The sequence below is a fragment of the Algicola sagamiensis DSM 14643 genome, assembly GCF_000374485.1.
Taxonomy (GTDB): domain Bacteria; phylum Pseudomonadota; class Gammaproteobacteria; order Enterobacterales; family Alteromonadaceae; genus Algicola; species Algicola sagamiensis.
On the sequence record NZ_KB894502.1, the window covers coordinates 38057 to 57292 of the forward strand.

General features: G+C 42.0%; 17 protein-coding genes. 13 read left to right on the plus strand and 4 right to left on the minus strand.

Going from position 1 to position 19236, the window contains the following annotated elements; genetic code table 11:
- Positions 1–19: 19 nt before the first annotated feature.
- Positions 20–1084, plus strand: coding sequence for a class II fructose-bisphosphate aldolase (gene fba, locus C505_RS0115745; protein WP_018693595.1), 1065 nt, complete (start codon positions 20–22; stop codon positions 1082–1084).
- An 82-nt stretch (positions 1085–1166) separates the two neighbouring features.
- On the opposite strand, the gene C505_RS0115750 is transcribed toward fba, so the two are convergent.
- Entirely contained in the window at positions 1167–1781 is a 615-nt protein-coding gene (locus tag C505_RS0115750) for a substrate-binding periplasmic protein (protein WP_018693596.1), read from the minus strand.
- 156 nt (positions 1782–1937) lie between these two features.
- Here C505_RS0115750 and C505_RS0115755 point away from each other — a divergent pair, with 156 nt between their 5' ends.
- Positions 1938–2318: a hypothetical protein gene (locus C505_RS0115755; RefSeq protein ID WP_018693597.1), complete on the plus strand. Its 381-nt coding sequence runs from the start codon at positions 1938–1940 to the stop codon at positions 2316–2318.
- Between the two features lie 24 nt (positions 2319–2342).
- Here C505_RS0115755 and C505_RS0115760 read toward each other — a convergent pair whose 3' ends face one another.
- Positions 2343–3101, minus strand: coding sequence for a substrate-binding periplasmic protein (locus C505_RS0115760; protein WP_018693598.1), 759 nt, complete (start codon positions 3099–3101; stop codon positions 2343–2345).
- Positions 3102–3265: 164 nt separating this feature from the next.
- Here C505_RS0115760 and C505_RS0115765 point away from each other — a divergent pair, with 164 nt between their 5' ends.
- From C505_RS0115765 to C505_RS0115790, 5 genes are all read left to right on the plus strand, one after another.
- The gene (locus C505_RS0115765; RefSeq protein WP_018693599.1) at positions 3266–5632 is read left to right on the plus strand and encodes a response regulator; all 2367 of its coding nucleotides are present in this window, start codon (positions 3266–3268) and stop codon (positions 5630–5632) included.
- 528 nt (positions 5633–6160) lie between these two features.
- On the plus strand, positions 6161–7099 hold the full coding sequence (locus C505_RS23825) for a hypothetical protein (RefSeq protein WP_018693601.1): 939 nt from the start codon (positions 6161–6163) through the stop codon (positions 7097–7099).
- The gene (locus C505_RS0115780; protein ID WP_018693602.1) at positions 7074–7400 is read left to right on the plus strand and encodes a PilZ domain-containing protein; all 327 of its coding nucleotides are present in this window, start codon (positions 7074–7076) and stop codon (positions 7398–7400) included. The genes C505_RS23825 and C505_RS0115780 overlap by 26 nt, the downstream gene beginning before the upstream one ends.
- Positions 7401–7431: 31 nt before the next feature.
- Entirely contained in the window at positions 7432–8214 is a 783-nt protein-coding gene (locus tag C505_RS0115785; protein ID WP_018693603.1) for a TatD family hydrolase, read from the plus strand.
- Positions 8211–10109, plus strand: a complete 1899-nt coding sequence (locus tag C505_RS0115790) for an alkaline phosphatase D family protein (RefSeq protein ID WP_018693604.1) — start codon at positions 8211–8213, stop codon at positions 10107–10109. Before C505_RS0115785 ends, C505_RS0115790 begins: the two co-directional genes overlap by 4 nt.
- A gap of 3 nt (positions 10110–10112) precedes the next feature.
- Here C505_RS0115790 and lpxH read toward each other — a convergent pair whose 3' ends face one another.
- On the minus strand, positions 10113–10871 hold the full coding sequence (gene lpxH / locus C505_RS0115795; RefSeq protein ID WP_018693605.1) for a UDP-2,3-diacylglucosamine diphosphatase: 759 nt from the start codon (positions 10869–10871) through the stop codon (positions 10113–10115).
- A gap of 78 nt (positions 10872–10949) precedes the next feature.
- On the minus strand, positions 10950–11444 hold the full coding sequence (locus C505_RS0115800; RefSeq protein WP_018693606.1) for a peptidylprolyl isomerase: 495 nt from the start codon (positions 11442–11444) through the stop codon (positions 10950–10952).
- Positions 11445–11608: 164 nt separating this feature from the next.
- On the opposite strand from C505_RS0115800, the gene cysS reads away from it, so the two are divergent.
- The 6 genes from cysS to uup all read left to right on the plus strand — a co-directional run bounded on the left by cysS (position 11609) and on the right by uup (position 19201).
- Positions 11609–12988 (plus strand): cysteine--tRNA ligase, encoded by a 1380-nt coding sequence (gene cysS / locus C505_RS0115805; RefSeq protein ID WP_018693607.1) that lies wholly within the window; start codon positions 11609–11611, stop codon positions 12986–12988.
- A gap of 265 nt (positions 12989–13253) precedes the next feature.
- On the plus strand, positions 13254–13958 hold the full coding sequence (locus C505_RS0115810; protein WP_018693608.1) for an MIP/aquaporin family protein: 705 nt from the start codon (positions 13254–13256) through the stop codon (positions 13956–13958).
- A 47-nt stretch (positions 13959–14005) separates the two neighbouring features.
- Complete coding sequence (locus C505_RS0115815; protein WP_018693609.1) at positions 14006–14773, plus strand: substrate-binding periplasmic protein; 768 nt, start codon at positions 14006–14008, stop codon at positions 14771–14773.
- A 151-nt stretch (positions 14774–14924) separates the two neighbouring features.
- On the plus strand, positions 14925–17051 hold the full coding sequence (gene rlmKL / locus C505_RS0115820) for a bifunctional 23S rRNA (guanine(2069)-N(7))-methyltransferase RlmK/23S rRNA (guanine(2445)-N(2))-methyltransferase RlmL (RefSeq protein WP_018693610.1): 2127 nt from the start codon (positions 14925–14927) through the stop codon (positions 17049–17051).
- Positions 17048–17281 (plus strand): glutaredoxin family protein, encoded by a 234-nt coding sequence (locus C505_RS0115825; RefSeq protein WP_018693611.1) that lies wholly within the window; start codon positions 17048–17050, stop codon positions 17279–17281. Before rlmKL ends, C505_RS0115825 begins: the two co-directional genes overlap by 4 nt.
- Before the next feature lie 6 nt (positions 17282–17287).
- Entirely contained in the window at positions 17288–19201 is a 1914-nt protein-coding gene (gene uup / locus C505_RS0115830) for an ATP-binding cassette ATPase Uup (protein ID WP_018693612.1), read from the plus strand.
- The last annotated feature ends 35 nt before the right edge of the window (positions 19202–19236 follow it).

Here is a 19236-nt window from a genome sequence, read left to right on the forward strand (position 1 = left end):
CTACAATAGGAGTCCAGAAATGGCACTAATTTCACTTCGCCAATTACTTGATCATGCAGCGGAGAATGGTTACGGCGTTCCTGCTTATAACGTCAATAACTTAGAGCAAATGCGCGCAATAATGATGGCAGCGGATGAGACGAACAGCCCTGTGATCGTTCAAGCTTCAGCGGGTGCTCGAAAATACGCAGGTGCGCCATTTTTACGTCATTTGATCTTGGCTGCCATTGAAGAATTCCCGCACATCCCAGTGGTGATGCATCAAGATCATGGGACATCGCCAGCAGTTTGCCAACGTTCAATTCAGCTTGGTTTTTCCTCCGTAATGATGGATGGTTCTTTGGAAGAGGACGGCAAAACACCTTCTTCCTACGAATATAACGTTGATGTAACACGGCGCACCGTTGAAATGGCACACGCCTGTGGTGTTTCCGTTGAAGGTGAAATTGGTGTTCTTGGTTCGCTTGAAACAGGGATGGCAGGTGAAGAAGATGGTGTTGGGGCAGAAGGCGTGCTCAGCGAAGACCAGTTGCTGACCGATCCAGAAGAAGCGGCTCAGTTTGTCAAGCAAACAGGTGTTGATGCTTTGGCAATTGCCTGTGGCACATCTCATGGTGCATACAAATTTACCCGTCCACCGACAGGTGATATTCTAGCGATTGACCGCATTGCGGAAATTCACCGCCGTATTCCAAATACCCACTTGGTGATGCATGGTTCTTCATCTGTACCACAAGATCTGTTAGCAATCATCAACGAGTTTGGTGGTGAGATCCCAGAAACATATGGTGTACCTGTGGAGCAGATTTGTGAAGGGATCAAACATGGTGTGCGTAAGGTGAATATTGATACGGATCTTCGTTTGGCAGCAACAGCAGCGATTCGACAAAACCTTGCACAAAACCCATCCGGTTTTGATCCGCGTAAGTACTTGAGTGAAGCCACAAAAGCGATGTCTTTAGTCTGTAAACAGCGCTACGAAGCGTTTGGTACGTCTGGTATGGCAAGCAAGATCAAACCCATTTCTCTTGAGCATATGGTGAGCCGTTATGACTCGGGAGAATTGACACCAAAAGTCAATTAATTCGATCACCTTTATTTTGGAATAGAGGTGGCGTCTTTCAGGCGATATTTCGCATAGATTTTCTCAATATCGCCTGACTCAATTAATTTTTTAATCCCTTGTTTAGCCGATGTAGGGCCTTTTCTTTACTGGGATGAAAACGCATCATGACATCAACAGCACTGACAACATCACCGACTTCGAATTGACGAAACTCGGGTCTGCTTTGCATTTCATATTGAATGGTTCTTAGATTGACAAAAACCTGATTGACACGCTTCGCAAGGAGTTGTTCGAGCAGCAAGGTTTCGGATAAATTATCCATGCGTTTGATTTCACCCGAATGAAACGCTTTATCAAATCTTGGATAAGAATACCCCCTGACCATACCAACGGCTTTTCCTGCTAAATCATCTGGACCACGGACTTTAATCTTTTTGCCGGGAACAAAGACAACTACTTCAATTGAGCGTTCAAAAACTATCGAATAAATACCTTTTTCAAAAGTATGTTGTCGCCATGCAGGGTTTATCCCAGGCTCAATATCAACTTTTCCCGCATCGAAGAGTTTAATGGCGCGGGCGAAAGGGTAGTTGTTAAAAATATATTGATCACCCGTGAGCGGCTCAAGCTTTTTAAAAATATCTTTAAATATGCCTGTCCTGTTTTTCTTTGACGGAAAGCTATAGGGTTCATTTGGTGGATCATAAGCAATCACCTGTAACTCTTCGGCCCTGCTCCAGAATGAAAGCGCTATGAAGAAAATAAGGGGAGAGGTGAAGCGATCGTATCGGCCCATCATAAAGTTGCTATCTGTACCGTTCTTTCGTCAGTTATATAATGATAGAAAGAATCACTGACGATGGGGTGTTGTATGATTGACTTTATTTTTGATTTCTTTGAAGCACCAAGCCGCCCAACGAAAGAAAGTGCCTCTCCTATTGCCGGAAGTAGCCCAAATCAGGACAGCTCGGTTGATGCGCGAATGAGAGAGTTAGAGAGACGGCACGAACAGTTAAAGTTAGTCACACTAGCAATGTGGACACTTTTGAAAGAGCACTCTGGGCTAACAGAAGGTGATTTGAAAAAATATATTGAGAAAGTGGATTTGATGGATGGAAAGTTGGACGGTAAAGCCCAGACGAAAGAAAAAGTCCACTGTGGAGGCTGTGATCGATATATCCTTGCGACCGCATTGGCCTGCCCATACTGCGGGCAAGCGTTGAAAGTTAAGTCACCATTTTCAAGAGCATGAAATTCATCGGAGGAATTTCCAGTTTTACTGATATCGCATGGAAATTGCTTCTAGCTCTCCTTTTTTTGCCATTTCTTCTAGGCGTTTATCAATGAGCTGTTGGAGCTTTGAGTCGATTTGTGGCGACAAGGCGAGATAAATCGAGTAGTCCGGGATCACACTACTTAAGGGCTGCATTTTAAAGTTAGAAGGTTTTTTACCTTCTTTATTTAAGTGGTAATTGATACGAAGACCCATTTCGACAAAGGCACTTTCACCGGCACGTTTTTGAATGATCCGAAAAGCAGCTGCATAATCTTTGACGCGAAGTTCGTTAAACAAGTTACTTTTTATGTAAGGAACAAGATCGGGGTAATCGAAGCCATAAAGTAGAGCAACAGATTTGCCTTTCAGATCATCAATCGTTTTGAAGTTGAATGGTTCTTTCTTACTACTGAGGAGGTAATGTCGCACATTATAAATCGGGGTTTTTGATAAATTTGCAGCCTGAACCCCCCCCCAACCTGGGGAGCCATATGTTATCCAGTTTTGCGTATTTCCGGATTCCAAAGTGGAAATCATTCGATTAAAAGGGTATGTATGGTAGACAATATGATATTCAGAATGATTCTTGAAAACTTCCTTTAAAATGTCAGTCACGATACCGCGATGATTTTCTCCATTTTCCTCAATCTGGAATGGTTTTGCTTGTTTTGCAATGACAAAGTAATGTAACTCGGTTGATTGGACTGAGGCTGTGAATACAAAGGGAATGGTTGCAGTGACTAACTTGAATAAATTCATTTCTATTGCAGTCCTATTACATAGCTGTATTTCATAGATATTTAAGCATAAATGTCATTATTTTCCTCATCCAGAAGGTTGATTTGCGTTCCTATATTTAAATTTACTGATCTATATTAATAAAATGAAAAAATATACGGCTTGAGTGGCTACAACAGGAAGAAATGAAAAGAAAAATAGGTATAGCCCGACAGCTTGTCACTTATATTTTGATCGTGAGTTCCATATTTACGCTGTGTATTACTGGGCTGAACATTTATTTGGATTATGAAAATGATTTAAGCGCGATTGATAGCCGGATGGCTGAAATTGAGTCAAGCTATTTGAGTGCTATTACTGCTTCATTATGGATTGAAGACAGGGAGCAATTAGAAAAAATCATTCATGGCATCGGGAATCTTCCTGATGTGCAGTATATTGAAATTTATGATGATTATGAGGTGATTTTTTCTCATGGAAAAAAAGTAAATGAGTATCTTCTTGTCTATGAATGGCCGATCAAGCATCAGACAAATTCGAAGGAGTATGAGCTTGGTTCGCTTCGACTCGAAACAGATTTATTGAATGTCTATAAGCGTCTTTATGACAAATTTGTTGTTTTACTGATTTCTCAAGCGGTTAAAACCCTCGCAATCACGCTCTTTATTTTATTCATCGTTTATCACGTTGTAGTCCGTTTTCTATCCGTTCTCTCGGAGGGGGTTTCCAAGTTTGATCGGGATGATATGCCCATTGCGGTTGAGATACCTGAGCGTCCATATGATGATGAAATAGGAAGATTGGTTGAAAGCTATAATCGCTCGGTTGATAAAACCAGGCAAGCAAATTTTGCTTTAAAAGAAGCACGGGTGTTAGCGGAAGAAGCAAACCAGAAAAAAAGTGAGTTTTTAGCGAATATGAGTCATGAAATCCGAACGCCACTGAATGGCATTATTGGGATTTCATCATTGATGCAAACAATGGTGATGCCAGATGAGCAAAAGAAATATGTCAATGTCATCTCTGACTCATCAAATTCTCTCCTTGAATTAATTAATAGCATTCTTGATTTTTCGAAGATAGAAGCCGGTCAAGTCCAACTGGAATCAACCACGTTGAACCTTTACGATCTAGTCGATGAAGTTGGTGTTGTCTTTGAGGTGAGAGCCCATGAAAAGAACCTTCAACTTAATATTGATACAGACCCGCGATTACCAAGTTGTTTAACAGGTGATCCGACGCGCTTAAAGCAAGTTTTGGGAAACCTTGTGAGTAATGCAATTAAATTCACAATGGATGGTTCTATCACATTATCTGTTGAAAAACTCAATGAAACAGAAGAAGAAGTACAGGTATCTTTTTCTATTCAAGATACAGGGATAGGGATCAGTCAAGATAAACAGGAACTCATTTTTGAAAAATTCCAACAAGCTGATGGGAGTACAACAAGACAGTTTGGTGGGACAGGGCTTGGGTTAGCGATTTCAAAAGATATCGTGGAAATGATGGGGGGACAGCTTCAGTTAGAAAGTGAAATCGGCCAGGGAAGCTGTTTTTATTTCACAGTGTCATTGAGTAAATATGGATTAGAGGAGTATGAAACCGACCCATTGTCTTTGTATACCGATCTCTATTGTTTAGTGATTGATGATGAACAACAAAAAATGCGTCTAACCTCTGCGCAACTTGAAAAGCTTGGTGCAAAAATAGAAGTGTGTGTGGGGCCTGATGAAGCAGAGCAGTTTATCCGAGGCGCAATACTTAGGAATCAGCAATACGATTTAATTCTGATGGATAACATGGTTGGTACAATATCTGGGTTAAAAGTCGTCGATAATTTAGAAACACGGTTTGGTCGAAAGTGTCCTTCTGTTCTCTTTGTCACCTCCGAGTTGGAACCGCCAAAGCATGATAGCCCATTGATTCGAGGCTTTTTAGAAAGGCCATACAAATCTGGTGATTTAATCGAGCTATTAGAACAAGCCCTCAATGCTGATGGGGATCATGTCAAGGTGTCTCAGAATGAAACAGAATCAATGGAACAGTGCTCAACTCAAATGCCAGAAGAGCAATCAAAGCCAGAACTGGACAGTCTCGAGTCTGATACCCAACACCAGTCAATTGATGAAATAGATAAAGAAACCAAAGGAAGGATTTTAGTCATTGAGGATACGCTTGTGAATCAGTTGGTTGCAAAGGAGATGATTGCGCAGCTTGGTTTTGAGGTTGATATTGCTGATAACGGAAAAATCGGCTTTGAGAAATGGCAAGAAGGTCAATATGATTTGATCCTGATGGATTGTCAAATGCCAGTGATGGATGGTCTTGAAGCAACTAGGCTTATACGCGAAGCTGAGGGTGATGGGCACCATATCCCAATTGTCGCGCTCACAGCAAATGTGTTGGAAGAGGTCAAAGAAGAATGTTTTCATTGCGGTATGAATGACTTCCTGGCGAAGCCATATACCAAAGAGCAACTCGTGGACGTACTAGAAAGGTATCTGATTCATGAAAATCAAGAAGAAGATCGGATCACTCAGTATTTAAAATAGGAATTCATCGCAATTGGTCTTCAATGAATTTTTCCAACATTCATCTCTATCAACCAAAAACGTATATCAACCAAAGGAGTGAATTTAGATGATTATGTTGATTTTTAAGGATTTTCATTAAGAAAATAATCTCATTTTTATGACAAATATGTGAAATATTATTGATCGCTTAGACTGTTGTCCGTATATTCGGTTCTGCAATAACATCAATAATAAGGAAAAAAATAATGGCTAAGTCTGTCAAAGAAATCAAAAATCAAATTAAAAACAGCAAAGCGAAAATTGAGAAGCAAGACAAGAAACTGAAAAAACTTAAAAAAGCGCTCAAGAAAGCAGAAAAGTAATTCTTCATTCAAGCATTGAATTTGGAGCCACTTTTAACAAAGTGGCTTTTTTACATCTATTTTTTAAGCTGTCCCCAATACGGCCTTTCATTTCGTATGTATGTTTGATAGCAGTAGAAAAAGCACCGTCAGGTATGGAATAATACTTCCTCGCAACAGTGATGACGGATAAACCGCAATATTCATGAATACGTTCTCCTCCACATTCTATCCATGGTTAAAAACGCCTTTTGATGCGTTGAATCAGCAACAACAAAGTGGAAAATTTCCTCATGCAGTTCTGGTTTGTGGTCCTGCTTATTCAGGCAAACAGGCGTTTTTAAAATATCTTGCTCAGGCACTCCTTTGCCAGCATTCAGCAGCGCTGCACTCCTGTGAACAATGCCATTCATGTCTGACTTTTGAGGCAGGCGCACATCCTGACTTTTTAGCGATTCAAGACCAAGATAGAACCATCGGAGTAGATGAGATCCGTATGATCAGTGAAAAGATCCTGACAACATCTCACTTCGGAGGTGCACGAATTGTTGTCATTCCTGATATTGGTAGAATGACCATTGCTGCATCAAATGCATTGTTAAAATCATTAGAAGAGCCACCGGGCAATACCTGTTTTTTGCTGAGTATGTCAGATAAAGCGAATGTTTTGCCGACGATATTAAGCCGATGTCTGAGATTTGAATTACGACTGAAAACCTCCGAGACCACAGCATGGTTTATGCAAGAAGGGATTTTTATTGAAGATGCATTACAGCGTCAGTTTTTTTCAAGAATGCCACGTCTTGCTCAACAATGGTCTCAGAGTAAACAACTTTCATTATTTCAATCATTTAATGAGAGTTTTGACGGGTGGCTTGAAGGAAATATCAATACAGAACAAATTGCAGATTTTCTGCTTGCGCAAGATGACCTAAACTTATATCTGAATTGGCTTTTGTTTCTCGCTTATCATCGTCAGGATGTCAGTCAAAAAGAATTGATACATCAACAGGTTTATGACTTTTTGAGTGACTATGGGCGGGTTTTAGGTCAGAATATGCAGCTTTCTGTGAACAATTTTCTCATCAAATTAAAACAAAGTTGGAAAGGAGAGAAGTGTGCAAGTGATCGAGCTCACCTTTGATGATACAAGAGAACTTTATAGTTGTTTTATGCCTTTTTTTAAAAATGGTGGTTTATTTATCAGAGCCCCGGAACTTCTGCCAATGGGAACAGAAGTTCAATTGAAAGTGATGCTGCCAGATGCGCTTGAATTTCAAGATGCGAAAGGCGTTGTTTCTTGGCATACGCCAAAAAATACGCAACATGCAACGCCACCAGGATATGGTGTCGCGCTGGATGGTGATTCAACAATTTTGCGTGAAAAAATAGAGGTGGCGTTGGGGCACCTATTGAAGTCTTCGGATCCAACCTTTACTCTATAGCGTTTAACCACGGAAAGAAGGTCGTTGTAACGTGTTAATTGATTCTCATTGCCACCTTGATCGTATCAATTATGCGAAGTCAAACTCCTCGATGGCGGAAGTACTTGACTTTGCAAGAGATCGTGGCGTAAAGCATTTTCTTTGTGTTTCGGTTACTTTAGATGAATTCCCAACAATGTTGTCTTCTGTTGAAGCTCATTCAGATATTTCGGTTTCCTGCGGCGTTCACCCTTGTGATATTGAAGAAACGCTCGACTTTGCGTTATTGCGTGAATACGCGTCTCATGAAAAAGTTGTTGCGCTAGGTGAAACGGGGCTGGACTATTACTATTCATCAGAAAATAAAATCCAGCAACAAGAATCATTTGCCCAGCATATTCAACTGGCGAATGAAATTGATAAACCCGTTATCGTACATACCCGAGATGCGCGAGAAGACACTATTGCTGTGATGCGGGACAACCACGCTGATAAATGTGGTGGTGTACTTCATTGTTTTACGGAAAACTGGGAAATGGCAAAAGCAGCTTTGGATTTAGGTTGGTATATTTCCATCTCTGGCATTGTTACGTTTAAAAATGCAGAAGCGCTGAGAGATGTCGTCCGTAAGCTTCCACTTGATCGCTTATTGATTGAAACGGATTCACCTTATTTAGCACCTGTGCCATTTCGTGGAAAGCAAAATCAGCCAGGTTATGTGAAAGAAGTTGCAGAATACGTCGCAAACCTGAAAGGTCTGCGAGATGAAGCGCTCATCGAAGCGACAGGGGAAAATTTTGCGCGGTTATTTAAAAAGGCAAAATTAACTGCATGACAAATATTACAGGAATCATCGGGGATGTTATTGCAGGACCGATTGTTCGAAAGTTGACAGCAAAGGAGTGTGTTATTTGGGTTGCACTGAAAAAACCGGCAGCGTTGTCAGTGCAATTACCGAGTACGGCTCAACGAGAGAACATTGCTTCAACTCAGGTCGACACAGTACAAGTTGGTTCTCACGCTTTTATCTCATTAATCACACTTTCTTTTGAGCAGCCGCTTGTGGATGGAGAAACTCTGTATTACGACATTCAAGTCGATGATGAGATGCTATCTAAGCAGCAGCCTTGGCTCTGCTACGCCGATCAAGATGTATTCAGTATTCAATATCAGTTTCATGTTGGCTCGTTACTTCATGGCTCATGTCGAAACCCACACTATCCGAGTAGAGATACGCTACTGAATGCGGATGAGCTGATTGCCAAGAAAGTTGCACAAGCAACCCCTCGTCCTGCAATGTTATTGATGACCGGTGATCAAATCTATGCGGATGATGTTGCTGGACCGATGCTCTTGTTGATTAGAAAGGTCATTGATGAATTGGGATTGTATTCAGAAACTTTTATTCATGCGCCGTTTGAAGATACGAAAGGACTCTATGATCATCCCGATCAACTATATCTGCGCGATAATATACTTCCCAAAAACGAGATCCAGTTGACGAATACTTGGATGCGTTGGATAAAACCGAATAGCCAGCCTGTATTTTCGTCCGTGAAAAGTCATAACCATTTGATCTCATTGGCAGAAAACATCGCGATGTATTTGTTAGTCTGGTCGCCTGTTTTATGGACTTATTGGGATGAGATAGCTTGTCCAGAAAGCTTATCTCCAGCGTTACAGAAAAAGTTTGAACTTGAGTATGAAATCCTGAGCGAATTTAAAACTGGGCTAAACCAAGTACAACGTCTGCTCGCGCATATACCGACGTATATGATCTTTGATGACCATGATGTCACTGATGATTGGAATTTGACGGCCCAGTGGGAAATGAATGTTTATGGTAACCCATTTTCCAAACGAATTATTGGGAACTCACTGATTGCATACTGGCTGTTTCAAGGTTGGGGGAATGCACCAGAACGATTTACTACAGAGTTTTATGAGACGGTACAATCTTATTTTTCTCACCCAACGCCCGAGCAGCATGACGAGCTTGTTAATGTGATGCTGGGCTTTGAACGTTGGCACTACAAGATTGATACATTTCCGAAAATTATTGTATTGGATACACGAACCCATCGATGGCGCTCAGAAGAAGAGTTCAACCGCCCATCAGGGTTAATGGACTGGGAGACGCTATCTGAGTTGCAGCAGGACTTAATGGATCAGGAAGCGGTCATTATGGTTTCCGCAGCGCCTGTTTTTGGTGTAAAGCTGATAGAAGCCATTCAAGAAGTGTTTGCCTTTTTTGGAAAAGAATTGCTGGTGGATGTGGAGAACTGGATGGCACACCCAGGTGCAGCAAAGACGCTCTTGCAAATCATCAAGCACCCCAAAACACCCAAGCACTTCACGATATTGTCTGGTGATGTCCATTATTCATTTGTTTATGATGCGGTGATCCGATTTGCCAAAAACTCCCCACAGATATGGCAAATTACATGCAGTGGGATCAAAAACCAGTTTCCGTTGAAGTTAATCGCCTGTCTGGATAAGTTCAACCGCATCCTCTATAGTCCATACTCCTTTTTTAACTGGTTTACGAAGCGAAAACGAATGCGGATCCGGCATTGGCGTATCGAGCAGCGAAAGGGGATTGAGCTCCTATCACAAAGTGCGATTGGACATGTCACCTTTGATGAAAATGGTTGCCCAGACGAGATTGCGATCCTCACTAATGAGCAGGATAAATATACCTTTCATCCCAAAAAGGAGCCGAAAGATTAGGGTTTACTCGGCGCCAAGCTTGGGCAGTGGACGAAAAATAAGCTCTCTGGTGTCCGGTGTCACAATTAGGTAGCTGCCCTGTGTATACCAGTCGCCGAGAACAATCCGCTTTCCTGTGCTATGCGCAAGTTGAATATCATGCTGATCTGGTCGGTGTGTATGGCCATGGATTAAGGTCTTCACCTGATGCTTTTCCATTACTTCTATGACTGCTTCTGGTGTCACATCCAGAATATCGAGATCCATATTCATTTGAGCAAGATCCATTTGAGCGAGTTTGCTTTTGTCCCTGGCGCTTTTGCCTAATTTTTGGCGATAAGATAATGGAAGGAGCAACATCAATCTTGGCCACCACCAAGATCGGGATTTTTTCCGGAATTTCTGATATGCCAAATCTTGTGTACAGAGTGAATCTCCATGCATGATTAGAACACGCTCACCATATAAATCAATGATGCTTTCTTCGGGCAGGAGTTTCATCCCTGATTGTGTTGCATATGATTTCCCAAGTAAAAAGTCACGATTCCCGTGGATAAAGAAGACAGGGACACCGCCATCACTGAGTTGGCGCAATGTAATCGCGACTTCTTTGTGAAGCGATGAATCATCATCATCACCCACCCAAACTTCAAAAAAATCGCCAAGGATATACAGTGCGTCACAATCGACAGCAGTTGTTTGGATGAATTCAACGAAAAGTGCAGTAATGTCTGGGCGTGATTCACATAAATGGAGATCGGAGATAAACAACGTTTTTTGCATGGGAGACCTATATGAGAGCAGCTGTACGGCTGCTCTTAAGGGAAGTTGTCAGCTTCTATAAGCTTATGTTTCTCTTGTTTATTCTTCTACTGTTACTGATTCAATGACGATTTCTTCGAGTGGAACGTCTTGGTGAAAGCCCATTGTACCCGTTGCAACACCTTTCATTTTGTTTACAACATCCATTCCTTCAACCACTTCACCAAAGACACAGTAACCCCAGCCGTCTGGTGTTTCTGCACGGAAATTGAGGAAGTCATTATCATTCACGTTGATAAAGAACTGACTGGAAGCACTATGAGGTTCCATTGTACGTGCCATCGCAACTGTACCAGTTTTATTTGCTAGGCCGTTGTTTGCTTCGTTCTGGATAGGTGCATTGCTTTCTTTTTCCTGTAAACCAGAACTCATGCCACCACCTTGGACCATAAAGCCATCAATCACACGATGGAAAATCGTTCCTTCATAAAAACCTTCTTTTGCGTAACTCAGGAAGTTTTCTACCGTTGCAGGTGCTTTTTCTGCATTCAGTGCGATTTTGATATCACCCAAATTCGTATGTAAAGTAACCATATTTTTTGCCTTATTAGTCAAAGTAGGGCAATTGTAGCGAAGGGGGACGACTTGTAAAGGATCTTCTTTGTACTTGGGGTAGTTACAAGCACAAGAGGATGCTAGAATGCTCTGCTCAGCAAGTGTTTTAACCGAATTAGAGAATTTAAGGAGATAGTTTCCCCATGCTGAAAATATTTAACACATTGACCAGAGAAAAAGAGACCTTTCAACCGATGGAACCGGGCAAAGTTGGTTTGTATGTGTGTGGGGTAACTGTTTATGACCTATGTCATGTTGGACATGCAAGAACATACGTTGCCTTTGATCTGATGGTGAGATATCTGAGAAGGCAGGGCTATGATGTCAACTATGTGCGAAACATCACGGACGTAGAAGATAAAATTATCAAACGTGCATTGGAAAATCAGGAATCTACAGACACACTTGTGAACCGAAATATCGCTGAGATGTATCAGGATTTTGATGCCCTTAACCTACTTCGTCCAGATATCGAGCCTCGCGTCACGACGCATATGTCTGAAATTATTGATATCATCGAAACGCTTATCGAAAAAGGGTTCGCATATATTGCACCAAATCAAGACGTGTTATTTGATGTGTCCAAGTATGATGAGTATGGTCGCTTAAGCCGTCAAAATCTGGAAATGCTCCAAGCTGGTGCGCGTGTTGATGTGGATGAGAATAAAGACGATCCACTCGATTTTGTACTTTGGAAACAATCAAAAGCGGATGAACCATCGTGGCCTTCACCGTGGGGCAATGGTCGTCCTGGATGGCATATCGAATGTTCTGCAATGAGTCAAAAACACCTCGGTACAACATTTGATATTCATGGTGGAGGCTCTGACTTACAGTTCCCGCACCACGAAAATGAAATCGCACAATCTTGCTGTGCATCTGGCAAGGAGTACGCTAAGTTATGGATCCACGGCGGTATGGTCCAGGTTGATAAGCAGAAAATGTCGAAGTCATTGGGTAACTTTTTCACTATCCGTGATGTATTAAAAGTGTATGACGCAGAAACACTACGCTACTTTTTGATCTCGAGTCACTATCGTAGTCAGCTCAACTATACGGAAGAAAACTTGAAGCAAGCCCGTTCCGCTCTTGAGCGAATCTACACTGCACTTCGAGGTTTAACGCCATCTCAAGACTTCGATCAGCAGAGTGACTACATCCAGCGTTTTGAAGGCGCGATGAACGACGATTTTAATACTGCTGAAGCTTTGCCAGTCCTCTTCGATTTGGTAAAAGAAATCAATCGAACGAAAGAATCTGACAAAGAAACAGCAGCCCGACTTGCAGGTCAATTGGTTTATCTTGGTGAAGTGCTGGGTATTGCAGGTAGTGATCCAGAGCTTTTCCTCTGTGGTCAGCAGTGTGATGAAGAGGTAACAGAAATCGAAAACTTGATTGCTGCACGAAACCAAGCCCGAGCAGATAAAAACTGGGCTTTGGCAGATGAGTGCCGTGACAAACTCAATGCCATGAATATTGAGTTGGAAGATGGGCCAAATGGTACCATCTGGCGTCGTCGCTAACTTGAAACAGAATTAATTCGGTGCCTACGATCTGTGGGCACTGTTTCTAACGTTGTATTTTCCGAAAGATAAATCGGACTCGTCTCCCAAATAATAATTTCTCTCGATTGAACCGCTATTATTCGTAAAAAATTCATCATTCTGTCGCATTGTAGGCTGATACTGTATCCGATAGGGTCAATCGCAGTGGCTACTGAAGTGAGGGTAAACATTCCCTCATTGCAGTGCGCTCAAAAACGATAAAAATAACTCTGAAGGAGCGAACATGAAGTTGAAACACTTAATTGCAGAGATCCTTGGAACCTTTATGTTGGTATTTGCTGGGACCGGGGCAGTTGTGATTAATCAAGCATCAGGTGGGGCAATTACCCATATTGGTATTGCGCTTGTTTTTGGTTTAATCGTAACTGTAGTCGTCTACACTTATGGCGAATCCTCTGGCGCTCATATTAATCCTGCTGTAACGATAGCGCTTTGGTTGTCGAAACGTTTCCCAGGTGCCAGTGTTGTACCCTATATCATTGCACAGTGTATAGGTGCGATTGCCGCGTCAATGTTGCTATCCGCAATGTACCCTGCAAATGAATCCCTTGGGGGTACCATCCCAAGTATCCCAGCAAGTTATGCATTCATTTTTGAACTATTACTCACGTGGTGGCTGATGACTGTGATTTTACATGTCACGGTTGGCGAGAAAGAAAAGGTTGTTCTTGCAGGCGCGATTATTGGCGGTGTTGTTGCCCTGGAGGCATTATTTGCTGGTCCTGCGACAGGGGCTTCTATGAACCCGGCTCGTTCACTTGGTCCGGCTTTAATTTCTGGACAGCTTTCCCATATTTGGTTGTATATCTTAGCGCCAATCTTAGGGGCAAGTCTTGCTGTATTTACTTATGCACTCACAACAGACTCAAATGCAAATGATGTCAATGAAGTGGAAGAAATCCCAGAAGTACAAGAAAACAACGCATAAGTTCTTCTACACTAAGTGAAGTGTCTCTTTTTCACTTTGTGTAACGTATGCATCATGGATTAAAAGTCGTCAGTTTCATATTGCTCCTGTTCTTTGTCACGGGAGCATATGCCCAGAAAAAGGTCATTGTCCTGTCAAATGGTGAGTGGCCGCCATTTCTCGGAGAAGAATTGGTAGATCATGGTCCCACGAGCTACATCGTATCAGAAGCTTTCCGGCGATTTGGTTATCAAGTCAATTATAAGTTTTACCCTTGGTCCCGCGCTTATCACACAGCAAAGCGTGGCACAGTCTTAGGTTCAGTGATATGGACTTACTCGACCAACCGAGCAAAAGATTTTTTCTTTAGTGACTCTGTTCTTCATACGAAAGACGTTCTTTTTCATCTAAAATCTCATCCTATAGAGTGGGAAAAGTTAGAAGATTTGAAGCCTTATCTCATCGGTGCAACCAATAAATATTTTTATGGTCAGGCTTTTTCTGATGCAGAAACTGTGGGTACGCTGATGGTTGATCGGATCCCGAATGAAGAAAAGAACTTCCTCAAGTTGTTACACAAACGCATTGACGTTGCGCTCATCAATTATTATGTCGGTTTAGAACTTATCCGCCTTCATGTACCGCTCGATGAACAAAGTAAAATTGTATCGCACCCGAGACCTGTCTATGAAAATGAATATCATCTCATCCTTTCCAAAAATCGTCCAGAAAGCAAAGATCTAGTTAAAAAGTTTAATCAAGCCCTAAAGGAAATGATATCAGAAGGGATTGTTGAGAAAGTCTATTCTGGCGAAACGCATTTACCCGGTCAATAAGCACCTATATTTGTCATCGAATCAATCTCATTGGGCTACAGCCGATCAAAGATCAACACGTGCTTTCATTTCTGGTATACTTTGCGCCTTGAAAATGAGTGGTGCAGTCAGTGGATTGCGTCAGGTAACGAATTAGCATATGAAGGTCAGCATGAACCAGTATCTTGCATTAACATCCCCAGGTCTTGAATCTTTTCTGGTCAGAGAGCTTGAAACGCTCGGTGCATCTCAAATCAAAGAAACACCAGCTGGTGTTTACTTCTCCGCTTCACTTCTGGAAGCTTATCAAATTTGTCTCTGGACTCGATATAGCACACGTATCTTGAAAAAAATCCACGAAGGCTTTTTTGAGAACAAAGGTGAATTTATTCGTGTGATTGATGAAGTGAATTTCCCATCAATTATGAAATGCCACCAGACCTTCAAAACTGACTTTGTCGGACGACATAAATTGTTTGAGAACACCCAATATGGGGCATTACTGCTCAAAGATATTCTTGTTGACCAATTCTCGAAAAAATATTCAGAAAGGCCGAATGTCGAGCGTCAGGATGCAGACTTTGTGTTTCAGGCACGCGTAAGAAGAAACAAAGTTCAGCTCTTTCTTGATTTTTCCGGTGCTTCTTTGCACCAACGAGGTTACCGTTCAGAGCAAGGTGAAGCCCCATTAAAAGAACATCTTGCTTGTGCAATGATTGAAGCATCTGGTTGGTTAAAAGATACAAGTCGGCCATTGGTCGATCCGTGCTGTGGTTCTGGAACAATTATGATCGAAGCGGCAAGTATGGCTTGTCATCGTGCGCCTGGCTTAAAACGTTATTTTGCTTTTGAAAACCACAATGATTTTGATGCTTCTGGATTAAAAGTACTTGTCGATGAAGCGCAAGCAAAAGAAACATCACCAGATCTTACGATTATCGGTTGTGATATCAATCGACGTGTTGTTGATAAAGCGCGTAAGAATGCAAAAAATGCAGGGTTTGGGAAGGTTCTTAAAATTGATCAGGGCAGTGCAGAAGAATTCGATTGGACCCAATTCGATACCCCAGGTGTTGTTGTGACGAACCCACCATATGGAGAACGTATGGGGGAATTCCTACCACTGGTCAACCTATATGCGCGTTGGATGTATCAGCTTAAAACAAACGGACTGGGCTGGCATGTCTCACTTCTTACTTCAGATGAGCTGTTTACTGCGAAAGCTAAAGTGGCGGTAAAGAAACGCAACAAAGTGCGAAATGGCCCGATTGATTGTGAGATCATGCAGATCATCTTCGATGAGCGCCAGTGTGAAATCAAAAAAGGCGATCAGGGCAAATTCCAACTGAATGATGAAAACAGCCTGAGCTTTTTCAAGCGACTTGAGAAAAACACCAAAAAGCTGAAAAAATGGCTCAAGCAAGAGAATATTGACTGCTATCGCCTGTACGATGCCGATATTCCAGAATATAACTTTGCAGTGGATGTGTATGGTGAGCACCTTGTCATTCAGGAATACGCTCCACCCAAAACTGTTGATGCGATTGCTGCCAGTAAGCGAAAATTTGATGCGTTACTACTTCTGAGTGAGTTTTGGCAAGAGCCAGAAAAGATTTTGTATAAAGTGCGTGAGAAGCAAAAGGGCAAGAACCAGTACAATGCACTTGAAAAGAAAACGCAGTATGTGAGTGTCCAAGAATACAATGCGCGCTTTCTTGTGAATTTGACAGATTATTTGGACAATGGCTTGTTTCTAGATCACCGCATTACCCGTGCGATGCTTGGTCGAATGTCCAAAGATAAACATGTCCTGAACCTGTTCTGTTATACAGGAACCGCATCAGTGCATGCTGCGCTTGGTGGCGCAAAATCTGTGACGTCTGTGGATATGTCCAGAACCTACTTAAATTGGGCAAAAGATAACTTTGCGGAAAACGAGTTATTCAACTGGAAGAAGTATCGTTTTGAGCAAGATAATTGCATTGAGTGGGTGCAAAGCTGTACACAGAAATTTGATCTGGTCTTCCTTGATCCGCCGACTTTCTCTAATTCTAAGCGAATGAAAGACGTTTTCGACGTTCAACGTGATCATGTGCTGATGCTTGAAGATATCAAAGATTGTCTCAATGAAGGCGGTAAAGTGATATTTTCGAATAACCATCGCAAATTTAAGCTTGATCAACAAGCGATTGAGGATTTAGGATTCCAAGTGACAGATATCACAAAGAAAACGATCCCATTGGACTTTGAACGAAATCAAAAAATCCATCACTGCTGGTTATTGGAGTTGGCTGAATGAGTACATTTAAGCTTTATTCGACCGCAGGGTGTCACTTATGTGAAATTGCAGAAGTTCAGCTAGGTAAACTTGGTTATTTAGCTGAAACACAAAAGGTGGATATTGTGGGAGATGAGCTGCTTGTGCGGGACTACGGCGATAAAATCCCGGTATTAGAGCATGTGATCTCACAAGAAAAATTATACTGGCCATTCACGCCAGCACAAATTCAACAGTTGTTAGAGTCATAAGAACCTATGGAACTACTTCGAATTACGCAAGCAGAGCTCAGTTATGGGACAACACCATTGCTTGCGGATGTTACTTTACAGATAAACCAAGGCGAGCGCCTGTGTATCGTTGGGCGCAATGGTGCTGGCAAATCAAGCCTACTCAAGGTCATTCAGGGTGAGATCACATTGGATGATGGGAAAATCAAACGGCTTCAAGGCTTGCGTGTTTCTCGTTTAGAGCAAGATCCACCAAAACATATCTCCGGAACAGTTTATGACTATGTGATCCAGGGCGCACCTGAGGTATCTAGCTTACTAAAAAACTACCACGAATTGAGTCATCGTGAAGGGCTAGCTGAAGATGAAAAGGCGCTCAAACAACTTGAGCAACTGCAAAATCAAATTGAGCAGCTAGATGGATGGCGCTTGGATGCGCAGTTAAATTCAATCCTGAGTAAGCTTTCTCTTCATCCAGAGATGCAGCTTGAATCACTCTCTGGTGGCTGGCTACGAAAAGTCGCATTGGCGCGTGCGCTAGTAAATACACCCGATATTCTTCTTCTGGATGAGCCGACCAACCACCTCGATGTACAAACAGTGGAGTGGCTGGAAGATTTCGTGAAAAATCTCAACTGTGCAGTTGTGTTTATTTCTCACGACCGGGCATTTATTCGTGCAGTTGCAACGCGCATTCTGGATTTGGATCGCGGTATTCTCACTTCTTTCTCAGGGAACTATGAACAGTACTTGGTGAAGAAAGAAGAGTTGCTCAATATCGAAAAAGAGCAAAATGCCCTATTCGATAAAAAATTGGCAGAAGAGGAAACTTGGATCCGTCAGGGGATTAAAGCAAGAAGAACAAGAAACGAAGGCCGTGTTAGAGCACTGAAGGAGCTGAGAAAACAAAGAGGCAATCGGATCGAACGTCAAGGTCATGTGGACTTTTCAATCGAAGAAGCCAGTCGTTCTGGCAAGCTTGTGTTTGAGTCAAAGCAAGTGCAATTTGGTTTTGAAAGTAAACCGATCATTGATGGTCTCGATTTATTAGTAATGCGTGGCGATCGGATTGGGCTTGTTGGACCAAATGGTATTGGGAAAAGTACGTTACTCAAATTATTACTCGGTGACTTAAAACCAAAATCAGGGAAACTCCGCCAGGGGGTGAACCTTGAAGTGGCTTATTTCGATCAGTACCGCAATAAACTGAATGAAGAGGCGAGTGTTCAGGATAATGTTGCTGAAGGGAAACAGGAAATAGATTTTGGCGGCCGCCAGCGTCATGTGCTCGGCTACCTTCAAGACTTTCTGTTTACACCAGAAAGAGCAAGAACACCCGTGAAGGCACTTTCCGGTGGTGAAAAAAACCGCTTGTTACTTGCAAAACTGTTCTCGAAACCCAGTAATTTATTAATTCTTGATGAACCGACGAATGATCTTGATGTCGAAACCCTGGAACTCTTAGAAGATATCTTGGCAAGTTATCAAGGAACCGTGCTTATTGTCTCCCATGATAGAGAATTTATCAGTAATACGGTAACGAGTTGTCTTCTGTTTGAAGGGCAGGGGAAGATTGCCGAGTTGGTTGGTGGTTATGAGTCTTGTGCAGCTCACTTGGAGAGAATGGCAAACCAAGTTGCAGCACAAAAACCGAAAGTAGAGAAAAAGCCAGAACCAACAGAGAAAAAAGAAAGGAAAAAGGCAGCATCGAAACTTTCTTATAAACATAAGCTGGAATTGGAAGAGCTACCAGGAAAAATTGATGCACTGGAACAGCAGATAGAATCATTACAACTCATCGTCAATGATGGCGAATTTTTTAAAAAATCAGTTGAAGAAACACAACCCGTTTTAGACGAATTACAAACGGCTGAGGCTGCTCTCGAGGTGGCTTTTGAACGTTGGGATGAACTGGAGTCAATGCAGGGTTCATCAGATTAACCTTGCAGTGCGCTAAACAATAAAAAGTGAATATA